General features: G+C 56.9%; 15 protein-coding genes and 5 tRNA genes. 19 read left to right on the forward strand and 1 reads right to left on the reverse strand.

The annotated features are described in order from the left end of the window. Positions 1–6 precede the first annotated feature (6 nt). From AC6I8F_RS04655 to rpoS, 4 genes are all read left to right on the forward strand, one after another. Positions 7–1,851: a glycoside hydrolase family 9 protein gene (locus tag AC6I8F_RS04655; protein WP_058780259.1), complete on the forward strand. Its 1,845-nt coding sequence runs from the start codon at positions 7–9 to the stop codon at positions 1,849–1,851. A 385-nt stretch (positions 1,852–2,236) separates the two neighbouring features. Next, complete coding sequence (locus AC6I8F_RS04660; RefSeq protein ID WP_021507341.1) at positions 2,237–2,863, forward strand: protein-L-isoaspartate(D-aspartate) O-methyltransferase; 627 nt, start codon at positions 2,237–2,239, stop codon at positions 2,861–2,863. A gap of 166 nt (positions 2,864–3,029) precedes the next feature. Continuing rightward, on the forward strand, positions 3,030–4,154 hold the full coding sequence (gene nlpD / locus AC6I8F_RS04665; RefSeq protein WP_058776000.1) for a murein hydrolase activator NlpD: 1,125 nt from the start codon (positions 3,030–3,032) through the stop codon (positions 4,152–4,154). Between the two features lie 51 nt (positions 4,155–4,205). Then, entirely contained in the window at positions 4,206–5,198 is a 993-nt protein-coding gene (gene rpoS, locus AC6I8F_RS04670; protein ID WP_021507339.1) for an RNA polymerase sigma factor RpoS, read from the forward strand. A gap of 93 nt (positions 5,199–5,291) precedes the next feature. On the opposite strand, the gene mutS is transcribed toward rpoS, so the two are convergent. Beyond that, a complete protein-coding gene (gene mutS / locus AC6I8F_RS04675; RefSeq protein WP_059010927.1) occupies positions 5,292–7,835 on the reverse strand; it encodes a DNA mismatch repair protein MutS in 2,544 nt (847 codons plus the stop codon). A gap of 471 nt (positions 7,836–8,306) precedes the next feature. On the opposite strand from mutS, the gene mltB reads away from it, so the two are divergent. The 15 genes from mltB to AC6I8F_RS04750 all read left to right on the forward strand — a co-directional run bounded on the left by mltB (position 8,307) and on the right by AC6I8F_RS04750 (position 18,708). Next, positions 8,307–9,389 (forward strand): lytic murein transglycosylase B, encoded by a 1,083-nt coding sequence (gene mltB, locus AC6I8F_RS04680; RefSeq protein ID WP_498009025.1) that lies wholly within the window; start codon positions 8,307–8,309, stop codon positions 9,387–9,389. Between the two features lie 86 nt (positions 9,390–9,475). Continuing rightward, a complete protein-coding gene (locus tag AC6I8F_RS04685; protein ID WP_498028578.1) occupies positions 9,476–9,811 on the forward strand; it encodes a zinc ribbon domain-containing protein YjdM in 336 nt (111 codons plus the stop codon). Between the two features lie 213 nt (positions 9,812–10,024). Then, positions 10,025–10,801: a trans-aconitate 2-methyltransferase gene (gene tam, locus AC6I8F_RS04690; RefSeq protein ID WP_498028579.1), complete on the forward strand. Its 777-nt coding sequence runs from the start codon at positions 10,025–10,027 to the stop codon at positions 10,799–10,801. Positions 10,802–10,903: 102 nt separating this feature from the next. Then, positions 10,904–11,398 (forward strand): nicotinamide-nucleotide amidase, encoded by a 495-nt coding sequence (pncC, locus tag AC6I8F_RS04695; RefSeq protein WP_132467015.1) that lies wholly within the window; start codon positions 10,904–10,906, stop codon positions 11,396–11,398. A 93-nt stretch (positions 11,399–11,491) separates the two neighbouring features. Then, entirely contained in the window at positions 11,492–12,562 is a 1,071-nt protein-coding gene (gene recA / locus AC6I8F_RS04700; RefSeq protein ID WP_021507334.1) for a recombinase RecA, read from the forward strand. 107 nt (positions 12,563–12,669) lie between these two features. Further along, complete coding sequence (locus tag AC6I8F_RS04705) at positions 12,670–13,185, forward strand: regulatory protein RecX (RefSeq protein ID WP_394521451.1); 516 nt, start codon at positions 12,670–12,672, stop codon at positions 13,183–13,185. Between the two features lie 135 nt (positions 13,186–13,320). Beyond that, on the forward strand, positions 13,321–15,948 hold the full coding sequence (gene alaS / locus AC6I8F_RS04710) for an alanine--tRNA ligase (protein ID WP_215481437.1): 2,628 nt from the start codon (positions 13,321–13,323) through the stop codon (positions 15,946–15,948). A 249-nt stretch (positions 15,949–16,197) separates the two neighbouring features. Further along, positions 16,198–16,383, forward strand: coding sequence for a carbon storage regulator CsrA (gene csrA / locus AC6I8F_RS04715; RefSeq protein WP_058759760.1), 186 nt, complete (start codon positions 16,198–16,200; stop codon positions 16,381–16,383). A gap of 307 nt (positions 16,384–16,690) precedes the next feature. After that, positions 16,691–16,783 (forward strand) — tRNA-Ser (locus AC6I8F_RS04720). Positions 16,784–16,792: 9 nt separating this feature from the next. Beyond that, positions 16,793–16,869, forward strand: a tRNA-Arg gene (locus AC6I8F_RS04725). Between the two features lie 233 nt (positions 16,870–17,102). Then, positions 17,103–17,179: transfer RNA gene (locus AC6I8F_RS04730), tRNA-Arg, on the forward strand. A 58-nt stretch (positions 17,180–17,237) separates the two neighbouring features. Further along, positions 17,238–17,314: transfer RNA gene (locus AC6I8F_RS04735), tRNA-Arg, on the forward strand. 55 nt (positions 17,315–17,369) lie between these two features. Further along, a tRNA-Arg gene (locus tag AC6I8F_RS04740) sits at positions 17,370–17,446 on the forward strand. 270 nt (positions 17,447–17,716) lie between these two features. Beyond that, positions 17,717–18,283 carry a fructose-1-phosphate/6-phosphogluconate phosphatase gene (yqaB, locus tag AC6I8F_RS04745; RefSeq protein WP_058771641.1) on the forward strand — a complete coding sequence of 189 codons (567 nt, stop codon included), beginning with the start codon at positions 17,717–17,719 and terminating at the stop codon, positions 18,281–18,283. Further along, positions 18,280–18,708, forward strand: a complete 429-nt coding sequence (locus AC6I8F_RS04750; protein ID WP_021507330.1) for a YqaA family protein — start codon at positions 18,280–18,282, stop codon at positions 18,706–18,708. The genes yqaB and AC6I8F_RS04750 overlap by 4 nt, the downstream gene beginning before the upstream one ends. The last annotated feature ends 26 nt before the right edge of the window (positions 18,709–18,734 follow it).

Raw genomic sequence — 18,734 nt, forward strand, 5'->3', positions numbered from 1 at the left:
ATGACCATGAGGATTCGCTTCTCCGCGCTGACCGCAGCGCTGTTACTGGCCGGGCTGGCGCACGCCGAAACCCACGTTTTAATCAATCAGGTCGGCTACGATGTTGCCGCGCCGAAAAACGCTATCGTGCAGCTTACCGGCGACTCGCGCGCTAAACCGCCGGTGAAATTTACCCTGCTGGATAATGAGACCAATAAAGCGGTGCTGAGCGGCACGCTGCAGCCGCAGGGAGACGTGCCGGGCTGGGGCGATCGCACCTTCTATCGTGCCGATTTCTCCGGCTGGCAAACACCGGGCCGCTACGTGCTGCAAACCACCAGCAGCGACGGCGATGTGCGCTCCGGGCCGTTCATTATTGGTGCCGATCTGCTCGAGCGCTATACGCTGTCCGATGTGATTGCCTATTTCAAAAGCCAGCGCGTCACCGGCCTGTTCGATAAGGCGGACCGCAAACTGCCGCTGCCACCGGGCACCGGCAGCGGTACGGTTGACGTCCACGGCGGCTGGTATGACGCCACCGGCGATTACGGCGTGCACCTGTCGCACCAGAATCTGACCTCTTACTTCAATCCGCAGCAGGCGCCGCTGGTGGCGTGGAGTTTACTGCGCGGTTATCAAAATCTCGGGGCGCGGGATAACCCGAACTTTGATGAGTATCGCCGGCGCATGCTCGACGAAGGGCTGTACGGTGCCGATTTCCTGGTGCGCATGAAGCGGCCGGGTGAATCCTTCTTCCAGGCGATCTCGTCGCCGGGCAAAGAGAAGCTGGCTCAGGACCGGGTGATCGCCAATCCCAACTGGCGCACGCAGATTAAAGAGAAGGAGTCAGATTCCACCATTGTTGAAGAAGAGGCGGTCGGCCCGCTGGCGTGGCAGGCCAGCTTCCGATCCGGTGCCGGCATGTCAATTGCCGCGCTGGCGCTGGCCAGCACCATGGAGAATGACGGCAATTTCACGCGGCAGCAGTATCTGCAAACCGCAGAAGATGCCTTCGCCTTCCTGCAGAAAAATAACCTGCGCATGGTGAATGACGGCAAAGAGAACATTGTGGATGATTATACCGCGCTGCTGGCGGCTACCGAGCTGTATCGCGCCTCGCAAAAAGCGGTCTATCTGGCTGCGGCGCAGCAGCGCGCGGAGAGCCTGATGGCGCGACTGACGTCGCTGGATAACTGGCATGACTACTGGCGTGCCGACGGCGAAAAACGCCCGTTCTTCCATCCGTCCGATGCCGGTCTGCCGGTGATCGCGCTGCTGGAGTACGCGCGCATCGCGCCGCAGGCGCAGCAGGCGAACATCCGCCAGACGGTAAAACGCTCGCTGGGCTTTGAGCTGGCGGTCACCAAAGAGAGCAATAACCCGTTTGGCTATGCGCGCCAGCTGATTCAGCTGAAAGACGGCGTGAAGCGCACCAGCTTCTTCTTCCCGCACGACAGCGAAGCTGCGCCGTGGTGGCAGGGCGAAAACGCGCGTATCGCGTCGCTGGCCGCCGCCGCCCGTCAGGCGATGCCGCTGTTCGCGGACGATAAAGCCTTTACGCAGCAGCTGCAGAGCTATGCCTGGGATCAGCTCAACTGGATCCTCGGTCATAATCCGTACGACGTCAGTATGCTGACCGGCAGCGGCTATCGTCACATCAGCTATCTGTTCTTCAATTCGTGGAAATACACCACGCTGCCGGGCGGTATCGTCAACGGCATCACCGGCGCGTCGAATCAGGTGGCGGACGGTATCGCCTTTGACGAAGGTTATGCGGTCACACGGAAGGATGACGACTGGCGCTGGGCGGAAGGCTGGCTGCCGCACTCGGCCTGGTATCTGTATGCGGTGAGCTTACCGGATCGTCACTGAGGTGATAAATCAGCCCGGCTTTTCGCCGGGCTTTTTACTGGGTGCCATTGCGTTTGACTGCTTATTGATGCGACAACTGCCGACGGTTGCGTGATTTACGCCTACCACTTCCCGCGCCTCACCGCTAGAATGCAAACATCCTTGTGCCGCCAGCGCAGGACCGCTTGCGCCGCTGAAGGCGCAAAACGGGCGCGGCGGTCGGTGGACCGGTTAATGAAAAAGGTCAGAATCAGATGCGGATACGGCTCAGCAACGATGATGGAATTCAGACTCCCGGCATTGGCGTGTTCCCTGGCGTGAAGACATTACGACAGGTTGATCCTGGCGCCGGCGCGGCGCGGAAGAGGGCAGGCGACGGGCTGTACCAGGCTGAGGTGAACCCGGCATGGTAAACCGGCGCATCGAAACGCTTCTGGCCCAACTGCGCACGCAGGGTATTCACGATGAGCATTTGCTGAAAGCCATCGCTGATGTCCCGCGTGAACGCTTTATTGACGAGGCTTTTGAACATAAAGCCTGGGAAAATGTGGCGCTGCCGATTGGCAACGGCCAGACCATTTCTCAGCCTTATATGGTGGCGCGCATGACGGCGCTGCTGGAGCTGAACCCGACTTCGCGCGTGCTGGAAATTGGCACCGGTTCGGGTTATCAGACCGCCATTCTCGCGCATCTGGTTAACCACGTTTACTCGGTTGAACGCATCAAAGGGCTGCAGTGGCAGGCGAAACGCCGCCTGAAGCAGCTCGATCTGCATAACATTTCCACACGCCACGGCGACGGCTGGCAGGGCTGGGCCGCGCGGGGGCCGTTTGATGCCATTATTGTGACTGCCGCACCGCCAGAAATTCCGACTGCGCTGATAGCGCAACTGGGAGAAGGCGGCAAAATGGTGCTGCCGGTGGGTGAGGACCAGCAGGTACTTAAGCGCCTGCGTCGTCAGGGTGGTGAAATCATTGAAGAAACGATTGAGCCGGTGCGCTTTGTGCCGCTGGTTCAGGGCGATCTGGCATAAAGCCATCTTACGTATTTCTTCACAATCGTTACATGGCATGGCGCAGTTGATATTGTTACTATCCTTGTTAATCAATGCGAAAGCGCGTTTTTGACGGCACAGCTAGTGAATCATGCGGTCAACGTCGACACACAGTTTTATCCAGGATTGCCATCACGGGGGATCAATGAGCACGGGAAGCACAGTATTTCAATTACGCCGTCTGGCGGCACTTTCACTGGTCGGTTTTTGGCTGGCAGGCTGTAGCTCTGGCGACAACACACAAGCCCCCATCAGCCAGATTGGCAGCAACAGCGGTGATAGCGGTATGGCTGCAGCTCCCACCACAGGCGGCGGCATGATCGCCGCGCAGAACAGCACCGTGCCGGCGATGCCGCGTGGTGGAATGTTAAGCGGTGGTACACCATCAGCCGCGCCTGCAGGTGGAATGGTTAGTGGCAATAATAATGTGACCACCGAAAATGGTCGTATTGTGTACAATCGCAATTATGGGAATATTCCTAAAGGCAGCTACGGCGGTGAAACCTACACCGTTAAGCGAGGCGATACGCTGTTCTATATTGCCTGGATTACCGGCAATGATTTCCGCGATCTGGCACAGCGCAATAATATCGCGGCGCCCTATAGCCTGAGCGCCGGGCAGACGTTACAGGTGGGTAACGGTAACGGTCAGACCATCACCGGTGGTAACGCGATAACCGCAGCGGATGCCACGCAGGGCGGCGTTCCGGTGGCATCGAATCAGACGCAAATTAAATCCACCCCTGTTGCACAGCAACCTGTTATTACGTATTCTGATGATTCGGGTTCGACAGGCGGGAAAATGCTGCCGTCGAAAGGGGCAAATAATGTGGCAACGACCACAGCTCCGGTTACCGCACCGCCCACAGTTAGCAGCACAACTAATAGCACAACACCAGTGGGAAGCTGGCGTTGGCCGACTGATGGGAAGATCATCGATAACTTCTCCGCTGCGGAAGGCGGAAACAAAGGGATCGATATCGCCGGGTCGCGTGGACAACCTGTCGTCGCCACTGCATCAGGAAGAGTGGTATACGCAGGCAACGCGCTCCGCGGGTACGGTAATTTAATCATCATCAAACACAACGATGATTACCTGAGTGCCTACGCCCACAACGATACCATGCTGGTCCGGGAACAACAGGAAGTTAAGGCGGGGCAAAAAATCGCTACCATGGGTAGCACCGGAACCAGTTCAGTAAGATTGCACTTTGAAATTCGTTACAAGGGGAAATCCGTAAACCCGTTGCGTTATTTACCGCAGCGATAATCCGGCAGAACCTTAGGTGTTCTGCCCTTGGATCACGGGTAGGAGCCGCTTATGAGCCAGAATACGCTGAAAGTTAATGAGTTACACGATGATGCGGAATTCGAGGAGAACGGAGCTGAGGTTTTTGATGAGAAGGCTCTCGTTGAGAACGAACCTGGTGATAATGAAGTAGCTGAAGAAGAGTTGCTGTCACAAGGTGCGACGCAACGCGTTCTGGATGCGACGCAGCTTTACCTCGGCGAGATTGGTTATTCACCACTGTTAACGGCGGAAGAAGAGGTGTTCTTCGCCCGTCGCGCATTACGCGGTGACATTCCTTCTCGTCGTCGCATGATCGAAAGTAACTTACGCCTGGTGGTAAAGATTGCCCGCCGTTATAGCAATCGTGGTCTGGCGCTGCTGGATCTGATTGAAGAGGGGAATCTCGGCCTGATTCGCGCCGTAGAGAAGTTTGACCCGGAACGCGGGTTCCGCTTCTCAACTTATGCCACCTGGTGGATTCGTCAGACCATTGAACGGGCTATCATGAACCAAACCCGTACTATTCGTCTGCCGATTCACATTGTTAAAGAGCTGAACGTTTACCTGCGTACCGCGCGTGAACTGTCGCATAAGCTGGACCATGAGCCGAGTGCGGAAGAGATCGCCGAGCAGCTGGACAAGCCAGTTGACGACGTAAGCCGTATGTTGCGTCTCAACGAGCGCATTACGTCGGTTGATACGCCGTTAGGCGGTGATTCCGAGAAAGCGCTGCTGGATATCCTGGCCGATGAGAAAGACAACGGTCCGGAAGACACCACGCAGGACGATGATATGAAACAGAGCATCGTTAAGTGGTTGTTTGAACTCAATGCCAAGCAGCGTGAAGTGCTGGCACGTCGTTTCGGCCTGTTAGGCTATGAAGCGGCAACGCTGGAAGATGTGGGCCGCGAAATCGGTTTAACCCGTGAGCGTGTCCGTCAGATTCAGGTTGAAGGTCTGCGTCGTCTGCGCGAAATTCTGCAGACGCAGGGTCTGAATATCGAAGCACTGTTCCGCGAATAAGCCGTAGCTGGCAATAAAAACGGTGACCATAAGGTCACCGTTTTTTTATGCCTGTCATTCAGGCCGGCGCGCCGCGAACGCGCCGGTGACTGATTACATCAGGGTTTTCAGACGGTAAATCCACTCCAGCGCCTGTTTGGGCGTCAGGCTGTCCGGATCGAGCGCTTCCAGCGCCTCTACTGCCGGCGAGGTTTCCGCCACCAGCAGCGGCAGCTGTGAGCCTTCCACCGTTGAGCCGGCAGAACTGCCTGACAGCGCTTCCAGCTCTTTTAGCTTGTGGCGCGCACGCTTAATCACCTCTTTTGGCACACCGGCCAGCGCCGCCACGGCCAGGCCGTAGCTCTTGCTCGCGGCGCCATCCTGCACGCTGTGCATAAAGGCAATGGTGTCACCGTGTTCCACCGCATCAAGATGCACATTCACCACGCCTTCCATTTTCTCCGGCAGGGTCGTGAGCTCGAAGTAGTGGGTGGCAAACAGCGTCATGGCTTTGATGCGATTCGCCAGGCTTTCGGCACAGGCCCAGGCGAGCGACAGGCCATCATAAGTGGACGTCCCGCGGCCGATTTCGTCCATCAGCACCAGGCTGTTTTCGGTGGCGTTATGCAGAATGTTGGCGGTCTCGGTCATCTCGACCATAAAGGTAGAGCGACCGGAGGCGAGATCGTCGGCGGCACCGACACGGGTAAAGATGCGATCGATGGGGCCGATCACTGTCTCTTCCGCCGGCACATAGCTGCCGATCCAGGCCATCAGTGCAATCAGGGCCGTCTGCCGCATATAAGTACTCTTACCGCCCATGTTGGGGCCGGTAATGATCAGCATGCGACGCTGCATCGAAAGCGACAGCGGGTTGGCAATGAACGGCTCTTTCAGCACCTGTTCCACCACCGGATGGCGACCGGCGGTGATGCGAATCCCGGCTTTCTCCTGCAGCACCGGGCGGCAGTAGTTGAGTGTCCAGGCGCGCTCGGCCAGGTTGGCCAGTACGTCCAGCTCTGCCAGCGCCGCGGCGCTCTGCTGCAGCGCTTCGAGGTGCGGCAGCAGGCGATCGAACAGCTCGTCATACAGGCTCTTTTCCAGCGCCAGCGCTTTGCCTTTCGACGTAAGGACCTTATCTTCGTACTCTTTCAGTTCGGGAATGATATAGCGCTCGGCATTTTTCAGCGTCTGGCGGCGGACGTAATGGATAGGCACCAGATGGCTCTGTCCGCGGCTGACCTGAATGTAATAGCCGTGCACAGCGTTGAAGCCAACCTTCAGAGTATCCAGCCCCAGTTTTTCGCGCTCGCGAATCTCCAGGCGGTCAAGATAGTCGCTGGCGCCGTCGGCCAGCGCGCGCCACTCGTCCAGCTCGGCGTTATAGCCGGGCGCGATAACACCACCGTCGCGCACCAGCACTGGCGGCGATTCAATAATGGCGCTTTCCAGCAGTTCGCGCAGTTCGCTGAAATCCCCCATCCGATCGCGCAGCGCGTTGAGATGGGGCGCGGCCACGCCCGCTAACTGGGTATTGAGTTCTGGTAATTGCTGGAAGGCATGACGCATGCGTGCCAGATCGCGCGGACGCGCGGTGCGCAGCGCCAGACGTGCCAGAATACGCTCCAGATCGCCCACCTGGCGCAGCACCGGTTGCAGTTCTTCGCTCAGCGACTGCAGTTCGGCAATTGATTCCTGGCGGCGCGTGATGGTGGCTACGTCGCGCAGCGGCATATGCAGCCAGCGCTTCAGCATGCGGCTGCCCATCGGCGTGACGGTTTTATCCAGCACCGCCGCGAGCGTATTTTCGCTGCCGCCCGCCAGATTCTGGGTGATTTCCAGATTGCGCCGGGTAGCCGCATCCATGATGACGCTGTCCTGCTGGCGCTCCATACTCAGCGAGCGAATATGCGGCAGCGAGGTGCGCTGCGTATCTTTGACATACTGCAGCAGACAGCCCGCCGCGCGCAGCGCCAGATGCGCCTGCTCGACGCCAAAGCCGCTGAGATCGCGCGTGCCAAACTGCAGGTTTAACTGCTGACGTGCGGTGTCGATTTCGAATTCCCACAGCGGACGCCGCCGCAGCCCGCGGCGCTGATCGATCAGCGTCATGGCCTGCAAATCTTCCGGATAAAGTAGCTCTGCCGGATTGGTGCGCTGCAGTTCGGCCGCCATGGTCTCGACATCGCCCGGCTCGCCAAGGCGGAAACGCCCGGAGCTGATATCCAGCGTGGCATAGCCAAAACCGCGCTGGCTCTGGAAGATGGCTGCCAGCAGGTTATCCTGGCGCTCCTGCAGTAACGCTTCATCACTGATGGTGCCGGGCGTTACAATGCGCACCACTTTACGCTCAACCGGCCCTTTGCTCAGCGCCGGATCGCCAATCTGCTCGCAGATCGCCACCGATTCGCCCAGCTGCACCAGCTTCGCCAGATAGCCCTCAACGGCATGATAGGGCACGCCGGCCATCGGGATTGGTTCACCGGCGGACGCACCGCGCTTAGTCAGCGAGATCTCCAGCAGCTGCGATGCGCGTCTGGCATCGTCGTAGAACAGCTCATAGAAATCGCCCATGCGATAAAACAGCAGGATGTCAGGATGATCGGCCTTCAGGCGCAGGTATTGCTGCATCATGGGGGTGTGGCCACTGAAGTCCATTTGCTCTGCTCCTTTCATCTCATTCTCACTCAGGATTCACTCTTTTGATTTCCGCTGGCTGGACAGGGGCAGCCGGGGATGGATGGTTATCACACTGGCGGATAACGAAAGGGCAGATGTTAGCATTTTTGCGCAGCCCGCTTCATCCGCCAGCCGATGTTTCTGGCTGGCGACCATATCAAATTGCGACAGGCGGTAAAAAGCAAATTTTACGCGGCGGGGAAAACTGTGGAGCCAGCACGCAAATTCGGCGCTTAGCGCGGCCGGGCGCTGCCGCTGCCGCGCTACAGGTGAGTGTCAGTTCGGTCAGTGCACCCCTTACCTCTGCGGCGTTTTCATTACCTGAGCAGAGATATGGCTGGTCATAACTGCAGAATCACAACGGGCGTAAATTTACGACATTGCTCTGTAAGTCGCTTCGTTGAACGATTACCATGAGCATTCGTGTTTCATCTGGCTTATGGATATCCGATGCGTTTTAAGGTTGCTCTTCTTCCGCTTATTTGTTTGCTTGCTGCCTGCAGCAGTAAGCCTGCCCCCCAGCAGCAATCCGCCGTTGTGCCTGCACCGAAAGGGGGGTTTTTACTGGAACCTTCTCACGCCATTCAGCCGATGTTTGGCGACTTTGCCGGTAATCCGGCGGCGGAACAATTTGTCGATCAGATGGTGGCGAAGCACGGTTTCAACCGCGACCAGTTGCATGCGGTCATTGGCCAGGCGAAGCGACTGGATTACGTGCTGCGCCTGATGGATCAGCAGGCGCCGAGCTATACGCCGCCGACCGGGCCGAACGGCGCGTGGATTCGCTATCGCAATAAATTCATCACCCCGGATAACGTGCAGAACGGCGTCGCCTTCTGGAATCAGTATCAGGATGCGCTGCAGCGCGCCCAGCAGGTGTATGGCGTACCGCCGGAGATCATCGTCGGGATTATCGGGGTGGAAACACGCTGGGGTCGGGTAATGGGCAAAACCCGTCTGCTGGATGCGCTGGCGACGCTCTCGTTTAGCTATCCGCGCCGTGCCGCTTACTTCAGCAGCGAGCTGGAGACCTTCCTGCTGATGGCGCGCACCGAGCAGGACGATCCGCTGGATCTGCGCGGCTCTTTCGCCGGTGCCATGGGCTACGGCCAGTTTATGCCGTCCTCCTATAAGCAGTATGCGGTCGATTTTAACGGCGACGGCCATATCAATCTGTGGGATCCGGTGGATGCCATCGGCAGCGTTGCCAACTACTTCAAAGCGCACGGCTGGCGTTCCGGTGAAAACGTCGCCGTGCCCGCCAGCGGTCAGGCACCGGCGCTGGAGAACGGTTTCAAAACCTCTTATTCAGTGAATACGCTGGCGGCCAGCGGTCTGGCACCGCAGGGTTCGCTGGATGGCAACAGCCAGGTCAGCCTGCTGCGGCTGGATCTCGGCACCAGCTATCAATACTGGTACGGTCTGCCTAATTTCTACGTGATCACGCGCTACAACCACAGCACGCACTATGCCATGGCGGTGTGGCAGCTGGGGCAGGCGGTCGCCCAGGCGCGTCAGGGCAACATGCTTTAATACTGTCCTTATAAAGTATGAGGGTATAAGATGGCGCCCGTTTTGCGGTGCCTTCTTCATCGCATACCGACCACTGAGGAATATGTATGACGACTTTACCTGCCTGCCCGGCCTGCCAGGCAGACTACACCTGGCAGGAGGGTGATAACCTGAACTGCCCCTCCTGCGGCCATATCTGGTCCGCCAGCGCGGATGACAGCAGCGAAGGGCTGGTAGTGCGCGATGCCAACGGTAACCTGCTGACAGATGGCGATAGCGTAACCGTAGTGAAAGATCTCAAGGTGAAAGGCAGCTCTTCCACCCTGAAAATCGGCACTAAAGTGAAAAGCATCCGTCTGGTTGAAGGTGACCACAATATCGATTGCAAAATCGACGGCTTCGGTCCGATGAAACTCAAATCTGAGTTTGTGAAAAAGAACTAATTGCAGGACGGCGATGCGCCGTCCTGTTGCTTTTCCCCCGCAGGATGCGGAAGTAATGACATCCGCGCCCGTGCGCGCTATCACCTCGCCTGAGCCTGCAGCCCTGACTCCGCTGCGCCATCCACACTTTTTCGGCAACCGCACTTTTCTCTTCGCGCCTCGCGCAGCAAAACAGGTAGTGTGTGACTCTTCCACACAGACAGGAGCGTTGCTATGCAAGACTGGAATCCCCAGCTGTATCGTCAGTTTGAATCTGAGCGTACGCGTCCGGCACAGGAGTTGCTGGCGCGTATTCCCGTCAACGAAGTGCGCTTTGCTACGGACCTGGGATGTGGCCCGGGCAACAGCACGGAACTGCTGGCGCAGGCATGGCCGCAGGCGCACATCACCGGCATCGACAGCTCTGAGGCGATGCTGGAACAGGCGTGGCAACGCCTGCCGGACTGTGATTTTCGTCAGGCCGATATCCGCAGCTGGCAGCCTGAGCAGCCGCAACAGGTCATTTATGCCAACGCGTCGCTGCAATGGCTGACCGACCACGACACCTTGTTGCCGCATCTGGTAAACCAGCTGGCACCGGGCGGAGCACTGGCGGTGCAAATGCCGGATAACCTGCAGGAGCCGTCGCATCGTCTGATGCGTGAGGTGGCGGCCAGCTCACGCTGGCAGGCGCATATTTCGCCTCAGGCGGCAGAACGCAAACGCCTGCTGAGCAGCGATCGCTACTATGATTTATTAGGCGATGCAGGCTGTCAGGTCGATATCTGGCGCACCACTTACTATCATCCGATGGCGGATGCGCAGGCGATTATCAGCTGGTTGCGTGCCACCGGGCTGCGTCCGTTCCTTGCCGCGCTGGATGAGGCGCAGCAGGCTGACTTTTTACGCGACTATCATCAGGCGCTGCTGCCCGCTTACCCGACGCGCAGTAATGGACAGGTTTTGCTGGCCTTTCCGCGTTTATTTATGGTGGCGGTGAAAACGCACTGACCTCACCGGAACGCAGCGCGCAAAATGCGACGGTGGCGGTTGAAAAGGGCTTGTTGCCGCACCATTTACTGCTAACGTGAAGCGCCACAACAGGAGAAGGCGATGAACGACGAACAACTTCAGCAGCTCAGCCGACGTATTGGCGAACAGCTCAGGCATCGTCAGGCGACGGTGACGGCGGCGGAGTCCTGTACCGGCGGCTGGATTGCCAAGGTATTTACCGACATCAGCGGCAGTTCTGCGTGGTTTGAGCGCGGCTTTGTTACCTATAGCAATGAGGCCAAGCAGCAGATGGTTGGCGTGCAGGCGGCGACGCTGGCGCAGCACGGTGCCGTCAGTGAGCAAACGGTACGCGAAATGGTGACCGGCGCCTGTGCCGCGGCCGGCGCCGGCTACGGTATTGCGGTGAGCGGCATCGCCGGGCCGGATGGCGGCACGGCAGAAAAGCCGGTCGGTACCGTCTGGTTTGCGCTGGCAGGTCCGGAGGGCCGCGTGCTGGCGCAGCGCCAGCAGTTTGCCGGCGATCGTGATGCTGTCCGGCGTCAGTCGGTTAGCTGGGCGCTGCAGACGCTGCTGGATGAATTTCTGACAAATTAAACTTGATACTGTATGACTATACAGTATAATTAGCGGCAACAGAACGAGCAGGCATACACGGTGCCCGCTCACCCGGCATGATTAGGAGTGGAAATGGCGATTGACGAGAACAAACAGAAGGCTTTAGCTGCCGCGCTGGGCCAGATTGAGAAACAATTTGGTAAAGGCTCCATCATGCGCCTGGGTGAAGACCGCTCGATGGATGTTGAAACCATCTCTACCGGCTCCCTGTCGCTGGACATCGCGCTGGGCGCGGGTGGCCTGCCAATGGGCCGTATCGTTGAGATCTACGGACCTGAGTCCTCCGGTAAAACCACGCTGACCCTGCAGGTCATTGCTGCTGCGCAGCGTAAAGGCAAAACCTGTGCCTTTATCGATGCCGAGCACGCGCTGGATCCGGTATACGCCAAGAAACTGGGCGTCGACATTGATAACCTGCTGTGTTCGCAGCCGGATACCGGTGAGCAGGCGCTGGAGATCTGTGATGCGCTGGCCCGTTCTGGTGCGGTAGACGTGATCATCGTTGACTCCGTGGCGGCGCTGACGCCGAAAGCGGAAATCGAAGGTGAAATCGGTGATTCGCACATGGGTCTGGCTGCGCGTATGATGAGCCAGGCGATGCGTAAGCTGGCGGGTAACCTCAAGCAGTCCAACACGCTGCTGATCTTCATCAATCAGATTCGTATGAAGATTGGTGTGATGTTCGGTAACCCGGAAACCACCACCGGTGGTAACGCCCTGAAGTTCTACGCCTCCGTGCGTCTGGATATCCGCCGTATCGGCGCCATTAAAGAGGGCGACGAAGTGGTGGGGAGCGAAACCCGCGTTAAAGTGGTGAAGAACAAAGTGGCAGCACCGTTTAAGCAGGCTGAGTTCCAGATCATGTACGGTGAAGGCATCAACACCTTCGGCGAGCTGGTTGACCTCGGCGTGAAGCACAAACTGGTGGAAAAAGCCGGTGCGTGGTACAGCTACAACGGCGATAAAATCGGCCAGGGTAAAGCGAACGCCACCAACTTCCTCAAAGAGAACCCGGCGATTGCCAACGAGCTCGACGTTAAGCTGCGTGACATGCTGCTGACCGGTGCAACGGCAGAAGCGGCGACAGCGGATAGCGCGGCTGATAAATACGAAGAAGCCAGCGAAACCAACGAAGATTTCTAACCATACCCACGGGAGCAGCAATGCTCCCGTTTTGCTTTTTCCCGCCCGTGCTTTTCCTCTCTGCCTTCTTGCTTTACCCTGCGCAACAGTCACAACAAGGTAATCCTATGTCATCGACCTCATCACAGGCTCCGGAGCCTACCTTTTCCCGGGTACTCGATCGTGCCATGCGTATTTTGTCGCAGCGCGACCATAGCCGCGACGAGCTGAAACGCAAACTGCAGCTGAACAATCAGCGTGCGGCCTGGCTACAGCAACAGGAGAGCCAGCCGATACCGGAAGCGCTGCTGGAGAAAGTGCTCGACTGGTGTCAGGAGAATGGCTGGCTCAACGACCAGCGTTTTACCGAACGCTTTATTCAGAGTCGCGCGCGCAAAGGCTATGGTCCACAGCGGGTGCGCATGGAGCTGCAGCAAAAAGGCATCGACCGCGATGAGATAAACCAGGCGCTGTTCGATAGCGAGGTTGACTGGAGCCAGTGCGCGGGCGAGGTCGCTAAACGTAAATTCGGCGAACCGCTGCCGCAAAGCTGGGCGGAAAAAAGCAAAGTCCAGCGCTTTCTGATGTCGAAAGGCTTTATGATGGAAGACATTCAGGCGATTTTCAGAAATATTGACGACTGAAAGGCGATGGGATTTTACTTCCCATTGAAGAAAATTTATCTTATTCCCACTTTTTGTTCCTCAGTCAGTGGCGGGCCGGGCGCATGCGGTTTGCCAGCGAAAGGGAACGTTCGTTAGCGTGATTCCAGGAATTTTATGAGCAAGAGCACTGCTGAGATCCGTCAAGCGTTTCTCGACTTTTTTCATAGCAAGGGACATCAGGTTGTAGCCAGCAGCTCCCTCGTACCAAACAACGATCCGACGTTGCTGTTTACTAACGCCGGCATGGTGCAATTTAAAGACGTTTTCCTTGGTCAGGATAAGCGCGATTATTCGCGTGCCACCACGTCGCAGCGCTGCGTGCGTGCCGGCGGTAAGCACAATGACCTGGAAAACGTCGGCTACACCGCGCGTCACCACACCTTCTTTGAAATGCTGGGCAACTTCAGCTTTGGCGACTACTTCAAGAAAGAAGCCATTGCCTACGCCTGGGAACTGCTGACGGGCGAGCAGTGGTTTAAGCTGCCGAAAGAGCGTCTGTGGGTAACTGTATACGAAACCGATGACGAAGCCTTTGAAATCTGGGCCAATGACATCGGCGTACCGCGCGAACGTATTATCCGCATTGGCGATAATAAAGGCGGTGCTTACGCCTCTGACAACTTCTGGCAGATGGGTGACACCGGCCCTTGCGGTCCGTGCACCGAAATCTTCTACGATCACGGCGACCACATCTGGGGCGGCCCTCCGGGCAGTCCGGAAGAGGATGGCGATCGCTATATCGAAATCTGGAACATCGTGTTCATGCAGTTCAACCGTCAGGCCGACGGCACCATGCAGCCACTGCCGAAACCGTCGGTGGATACCGGTATGGGCCTTGAGCGTATCGCCGCGGTACTGCAGCATGTGAACTCCAACTATGAAATCGATCTGTTCGCGAAGCTGATTAACGCGGTGGCGCAGGTAACCGGCGCCACCGATCTGAACAACAAATCACTGCGCGTGATCGCCGACCACATCCGTTCATGTGCCTTCCTGATTGCCGATGGTGTCATCCCGTCGAATGAAAACCGTGGCTATGTGCTGCGCCGCATCATTCGTCGCGCGGTGCGTCATGGCAACATGCTGGGCGCGAAAGAAGCGTTCTTCTACAAACTGGTGGCTCCGCTGATCGAGGTGATGGGCGCAGCAGGTGAGGACCTCAAACGTCAGCAGAAGCACGTTGAGAACGCCCTGAAAAATGAAGAAGAGCAGTTTGCTAAAACGCTGGAGCGTGGCCTGGCACTGCTGGACGACGAGCTGGCGAAGCTGAAAGGCGACACCCTCGACGGCGAAACGGTGTTCCGTCTGTATGACACCTTCGGCTTCCCGGCGGACCTTACTGCTGACGTATGCCGTGAGCGCAATCTGAAGATTGACGAAGCGGGCTTTGAAGCGGCGATGGAGCAGCAGCGTCAGCGTGCGCGTGAAGCCAGCGGCTTCGGTACCGATTACAACACGGTTATCCGCTTTGATACGCCGACTCAATTCAAAGGTTACGACCACCTGTCGCTCGAGGCGACGGTGCAGGCGCTGTTTGTGGACGGCCAGCAGGTTGAGCAGGTCACAGCCGGGCAGGATGCGGTGGTGATTCTGGATCAGACCCCGTTCTACGGTGAGTCTGGCGGCCAGGTGGGTGATACCGGCGTTCTGACCGGGCAAAATGCTGAATTTAGCGTGCAGGATACGCAAAAATATGGCAAAGCCTTTGGTCATATCGGTAAGCTACGCCAGGGTCAGCTGCGGGTGGGCGATCGCCTGCAGGCGCAGGTCGATGAAGTGCGTCGTTCGCGCATCATCCTCAACCACTCCGCGACGCATCTGATGCACGAAGCGTTGCGCGAAGTGCTGGGCGATCACGTTGGCCAGAAAGGCTCGCTTAACAACGACAAGTACCTGCGTTTTGACTTCTCACACGGCGAAGCCATGAAGCCGCAGCAGATTCGTGCGGTTGAGGATATCGTTAACGCCCAGATTCGCCGCAACCTGCCTATCACTACTAACGTGATGGACCTGGAAGAGGCGAAAGCGCTGGGCGCCACCGCGCTGTTCGGTGAGAAGTACGATCAGCGTGTGCGCGTGGTCAGCATGGGCGAGTACTCCATTGAGCTGTGCGGCGGTACGCATGCGGCACGCACCGGTGACATCGGCCTGTTCCGCATTCAGGGCGAAGCCGGCACGGCGGCGGGTATTCGCCGTATCGAAGCGGTGACCGGTGAAGCCGCGATTGCACAACTGCACGCGCAGAGCGATCAGCTAACCGACATTGCTCAGGTGGTGAAAGCCAACCACAGTAATCTGAACGAGAAAGTGCGCGGACTGGTAGAAAACGTGCGTGCGCTGGAGAAAGAGCTGCAACAGCTACGCGATCAGCAAGCGGCGCAGGAAAGCGCTTCACTGAGTAGCAAAGCGGTTGAGGTGAAGGGCGCGAAACTGCTGGTAAGCGAACTCAGCAATGTCGAGCCAAAAATGCTGCGCACGATGGTGGACGATCTGAAAAATCAGCTTGGTTCTGCTGTCATCGTACTGGCAACCGTTGCAGAAGGTAAGGTGTCGCTGATTGCTGGCGTCACCAAAGATCTGACCGATAGGGTGAAGGCCGGTGAGCTGATTGGCGAACTGGCTGCGCAGGTCGGCGGTAAAGGCGGCGGGCGTCCGGACCTGGCGCAGGCTGGCGGAACCGACGCCCAGGCACTTTCTGGCGCGCTGGCTGGCGTGCCGGAGTGGGTGAGTAACCGGCTGTAACGAAATAAAATTAAGCATCGTGAAGAGCGCCAGGAACATCTGTTTCGGCGCTTTTTAACGCGGTGTGCACCAGGTAATGACAAAGTCCGGTTGATGTAGTGTATTTCGGCTAAACTAACTATCAGCAGAATGTATTGGCATGGCAGAACACAATGGTGTATTTGTCATAGGCATTGTTCAGCGTTATATGATGGATATGGCCGGGAGACCGAACAGGCCCGACTCTTTTAATCTTTCAAGGAGCAAAGAATGCTTATTCTAACTCGTCGAGTTGGTGAAACCCTCATGATTGGTGATGAGGTAACTGTAACGGTGCTGGGTGTTAAGGGTAACCAGGTCCGCATAGGCGTAAACGCGCCAAAAGAAGTGTCGGTTCACCGTGAAGAGATCTATCAGCGCATCCAGGCTGAAAAAACACAGATTACACCTCAATAACGTATTCAGTGCCTCGCTATGTGGCGAGGCGCTACCGCTTCTCTTCCTCCCGTCGTTGTTTTTATCCGTTCACGCTCTCCTGATTTTTACGCGAATTATGTCGGCTGCCGCACGCTTTTACTGTTGATAAATCACTCTTTTTGTCGGCAAAACATGCGGATTGCACGTCATTTGCGCAATCAAACCTGAATCGGTAAAAAGTCGGGAAAAATTGTTTGACTTATAAGTCCGGGAAAGTAATATGTGCGCCACGCAGTGCCGATGAGCGGAAACAAAGTTCAAAAGCACGGTTCGCAAGAACGCGTAAGGTGAGGTGGCCGAGAGGCTGAAGGCGCTCCCCTGCTAAGGGAGTATGCGGTCAAAAGCTGCATCCGGGGTTCGAATCCCCGCCTCACCGCCATTTTCCGATGCATCCATAGCTCAGCTGGATAGAGTACTCGGCTACGAACCGAGCGGTCGGAGGTTCGAATCCTCCTGGATGCACCATCTTCTGCAAGATGGAAAGTGCCTCAGTGTGTCATGATGCGATAATCGTTCAGGACGTACTAAGGAGGATAACGTTGCTTCAGCAACGACCCGCAGGGTGAGGCGCAAGCCGAATAATCCTCCTGGATGCACCATCTTCGGATATGGTATTTACTTCAGAGTAGTAAGAGTGAACGAGTAGTTCCTTTCATGGTGAGTTGTTAGCACCCTGCGTTGTACAAGAATCATTTAATGCATCCATAGCTCAGCTGGATAGAGTACTCGGCTACGAACCGAGCGGTCGGAGGTTCGAATCCTCCTGGATGCACCATTCTTTGTATCATTCCCAGGTTGATTTCAGTTAGTCCATCGTAAGAAAATTTCTCAATGCATCCATAGCTCAGCTGGATAGAGTACTCGGCTACGAACCGAGCGGTCGGAGGTTCGAATCCTCCTGGATGCACCATTCTCTGTGTTATTCTCAAGTCTGTTCAGTTTGTTCATCGAAAGAAAATCTCAATGCATCCATAGCTCAGCTGGATAGAGTACTCGGCTACGAACCGAGCGGTCGGAGGTTCGAATCCTCCTGGATGCACCATCAAATAAAAAGCAAACTGCCCTTGTGCGCTGTTCCGCTTGATTCCTGACCCGATTCAACATCCGCATTCCGAAAGATTTTCTCACGCGCCGTCTCCATCAAAAAATCACTGCATTTACCGCCATTTATCGCCGGTCGCGCGCTCTGACCTTATTCTGAAAACGAAAATTGCTAATGCTTTCAAAGCATTTGCGGTTAAGCCTGCCTGGCGACAACCTGAGCGCATTACGCTAAAGTAATGGCTCATTTTGTGGTGTTAATGGAGTCACAATGTACGACCACTATGACGCCCTGATTTTCGATATGGACGGCACCATTCTTGATACCGAGCCGACACATCGAAAAGCCTGGCAGCAGGTGCTGAGCCGCTATGGTTTCACCATGGACGAAGCAAAGATGGTGGCATTCAACGGGGCACCCACCTGGCAACTGGCCCGCTACATTCTGGAACAGAATCAGGCGCAGCACGATCCGCATCAGCTGGCGGCAGAGAAAACGGCGGCATTGAAAGCGATGCTGCTGGAAGACGTGCGTCCGCTGCCGCTGATGCAGGTGGTCAAAGCCTATCACGGTCGCCGTCCGATGGCGGTTGGCACCGGCAGCGAACACAGCTTAGCCAAAGCGCTGCTGGAAGCGCTCAACGTTTATCATCTGTTTGATGCGGTAGTCGGCGCGGACGATGTCCAGCGTCATAAGCCGCAGCCTGATACCTTCTTACGCTGTGCGGAGCTGATGGGGGTTGCGCCTGCGCGCTGCGTGGTATTCGAGGATGCTGACTTTGGCGTGCAGGCGGCTAAAGCGGCGGGCATGGATGTGGTTGATGTCCGTTTACTGTGAATGAATTTCTGACGTATGGATCGTTATTCGGCAGTAGCTTTCTGAGTGCAACGCTGCTTCCGGGCAGCTCAGAAGCGGTGCTGATTGCGTTATTGATCGCCCAGAAAGGGTCGGTCTATGGATTGTTACTGGCTGCATCAGTGGGAAACACGCTGGGCGGCCTGACCAACATTCTTCTTGGTCGCCTGATGCCAGCAACAGGGCAGGGGCGATGGCACGACACAGCAATGACGTGGCTACAACGATGGGGACCCGCAGCGCTGCTGTTTAGCTGGCTGCCAGTGGTGGGCGATTTACTCTGCGTGCTCGCAGGGTGGTTGCGCTTCTCCTGGCTGCCCTGCGTGCTGTTTCTCGCCCTGGGTAAAACGCTGCGTTATATCGTTATCGCGACCGCCACTTTACAAGGTATGCAATGGTGGCATTGATTCGCACAGATTCGAGGCTACGGTTA

This window comes from gamma proteobacterium symbiont of Axiagastus rosmarus, assembly GCF_059730925.1.

Coding starts and splice junctions, on each gene's coding strand:
- AC6I8F_RS04655 (WP_058780259.1), top strand. CDS start 7: ATGAGGATTCGCTTCTCCGCGCTGACCGCAGCGCTGTTACTGGCCGGG.
- AC6I8F_RS04660 (WP_021507341.1), top strand. CDS start 2,237: ATGGTAAACCGGCGCATCGAAACGCTTCTGGCCCAACTGCGCACGCAG.
- nlpD (WP_058776000.1), top strand. CDS start 3,030: ATGAGCACGGGAAGCACAGTATTTCAATTACGCCGTCTGGCGGCACTT.
- rpoS (WP_021507339.1), top strand. CDS start 4,206: ATGAGCCAGAATACGCTGAAAGTTAATGAGTTACACGATGATGCGGAA.
- mutS (WP_059010927.1), bottom strand. CDS start 7,835: ATGGACTTCAGTGGCCACACCCCCATGATGCAGCAATACCTGCGCCTG.
- mltB (WP_498009025.1), top strand. CDS start 8,307: ATGCGTTTTAAGGTTGCTCTTCTTCCGCTTATTTGTTTGCTTGCTGCC.
- AC6I8F_RS04685 (WP_498028578.1), top strand. CDS start 9,476: ATGACGACTTTACCTGCCTGCCCGGCCTGCCAGGCAGACTACACCTGG.
- tam (WP_498028579.1), top strand. CDS start 10,025: ATGCAAGACTGGAATCCCCAGCTGTATCGTCAGTTTGAATCTGAGCGT.
- pncC (WP_132467015.1), top strand. CDS start 10,904: ATGAACGACGAACAACTTCAGCAGCTCAGCCGACGTATTGGCGAACAG.
- recA (WP_021507334.1), top strand. CDS start 11,492: ATGGCGATTGACGAGAACAAACAGAAGGCTTTAGCTGCCGCGCTGGGC.
- AC6I8F_RS04705 (WP_394521451.1), top strand. CDS start 12,670: ATGTCATCGACCTCATCACAGGCTCCGGAGCCTACCTTTTCCCGGGTA.
- alaS (WP_215481437.1), top strand. CDS start 13,321: ATGAGCAAGAGCACTGCTGAGATCCGTCAAGCGTTTCTCGACTTTTTT.
- csrA (WP_058759760.1), top strand. CDS start 16,198: ATGCTTATTCTAACTCGTCGAGTTGGTGAAACCCTCATGATTGGTGAT.
- yqaB (WP_058771641.1), top strand. CDS start 17,717: ATGTACGACCACTATGACGCCCTGATTTTCGATATGGACGGCACCATT.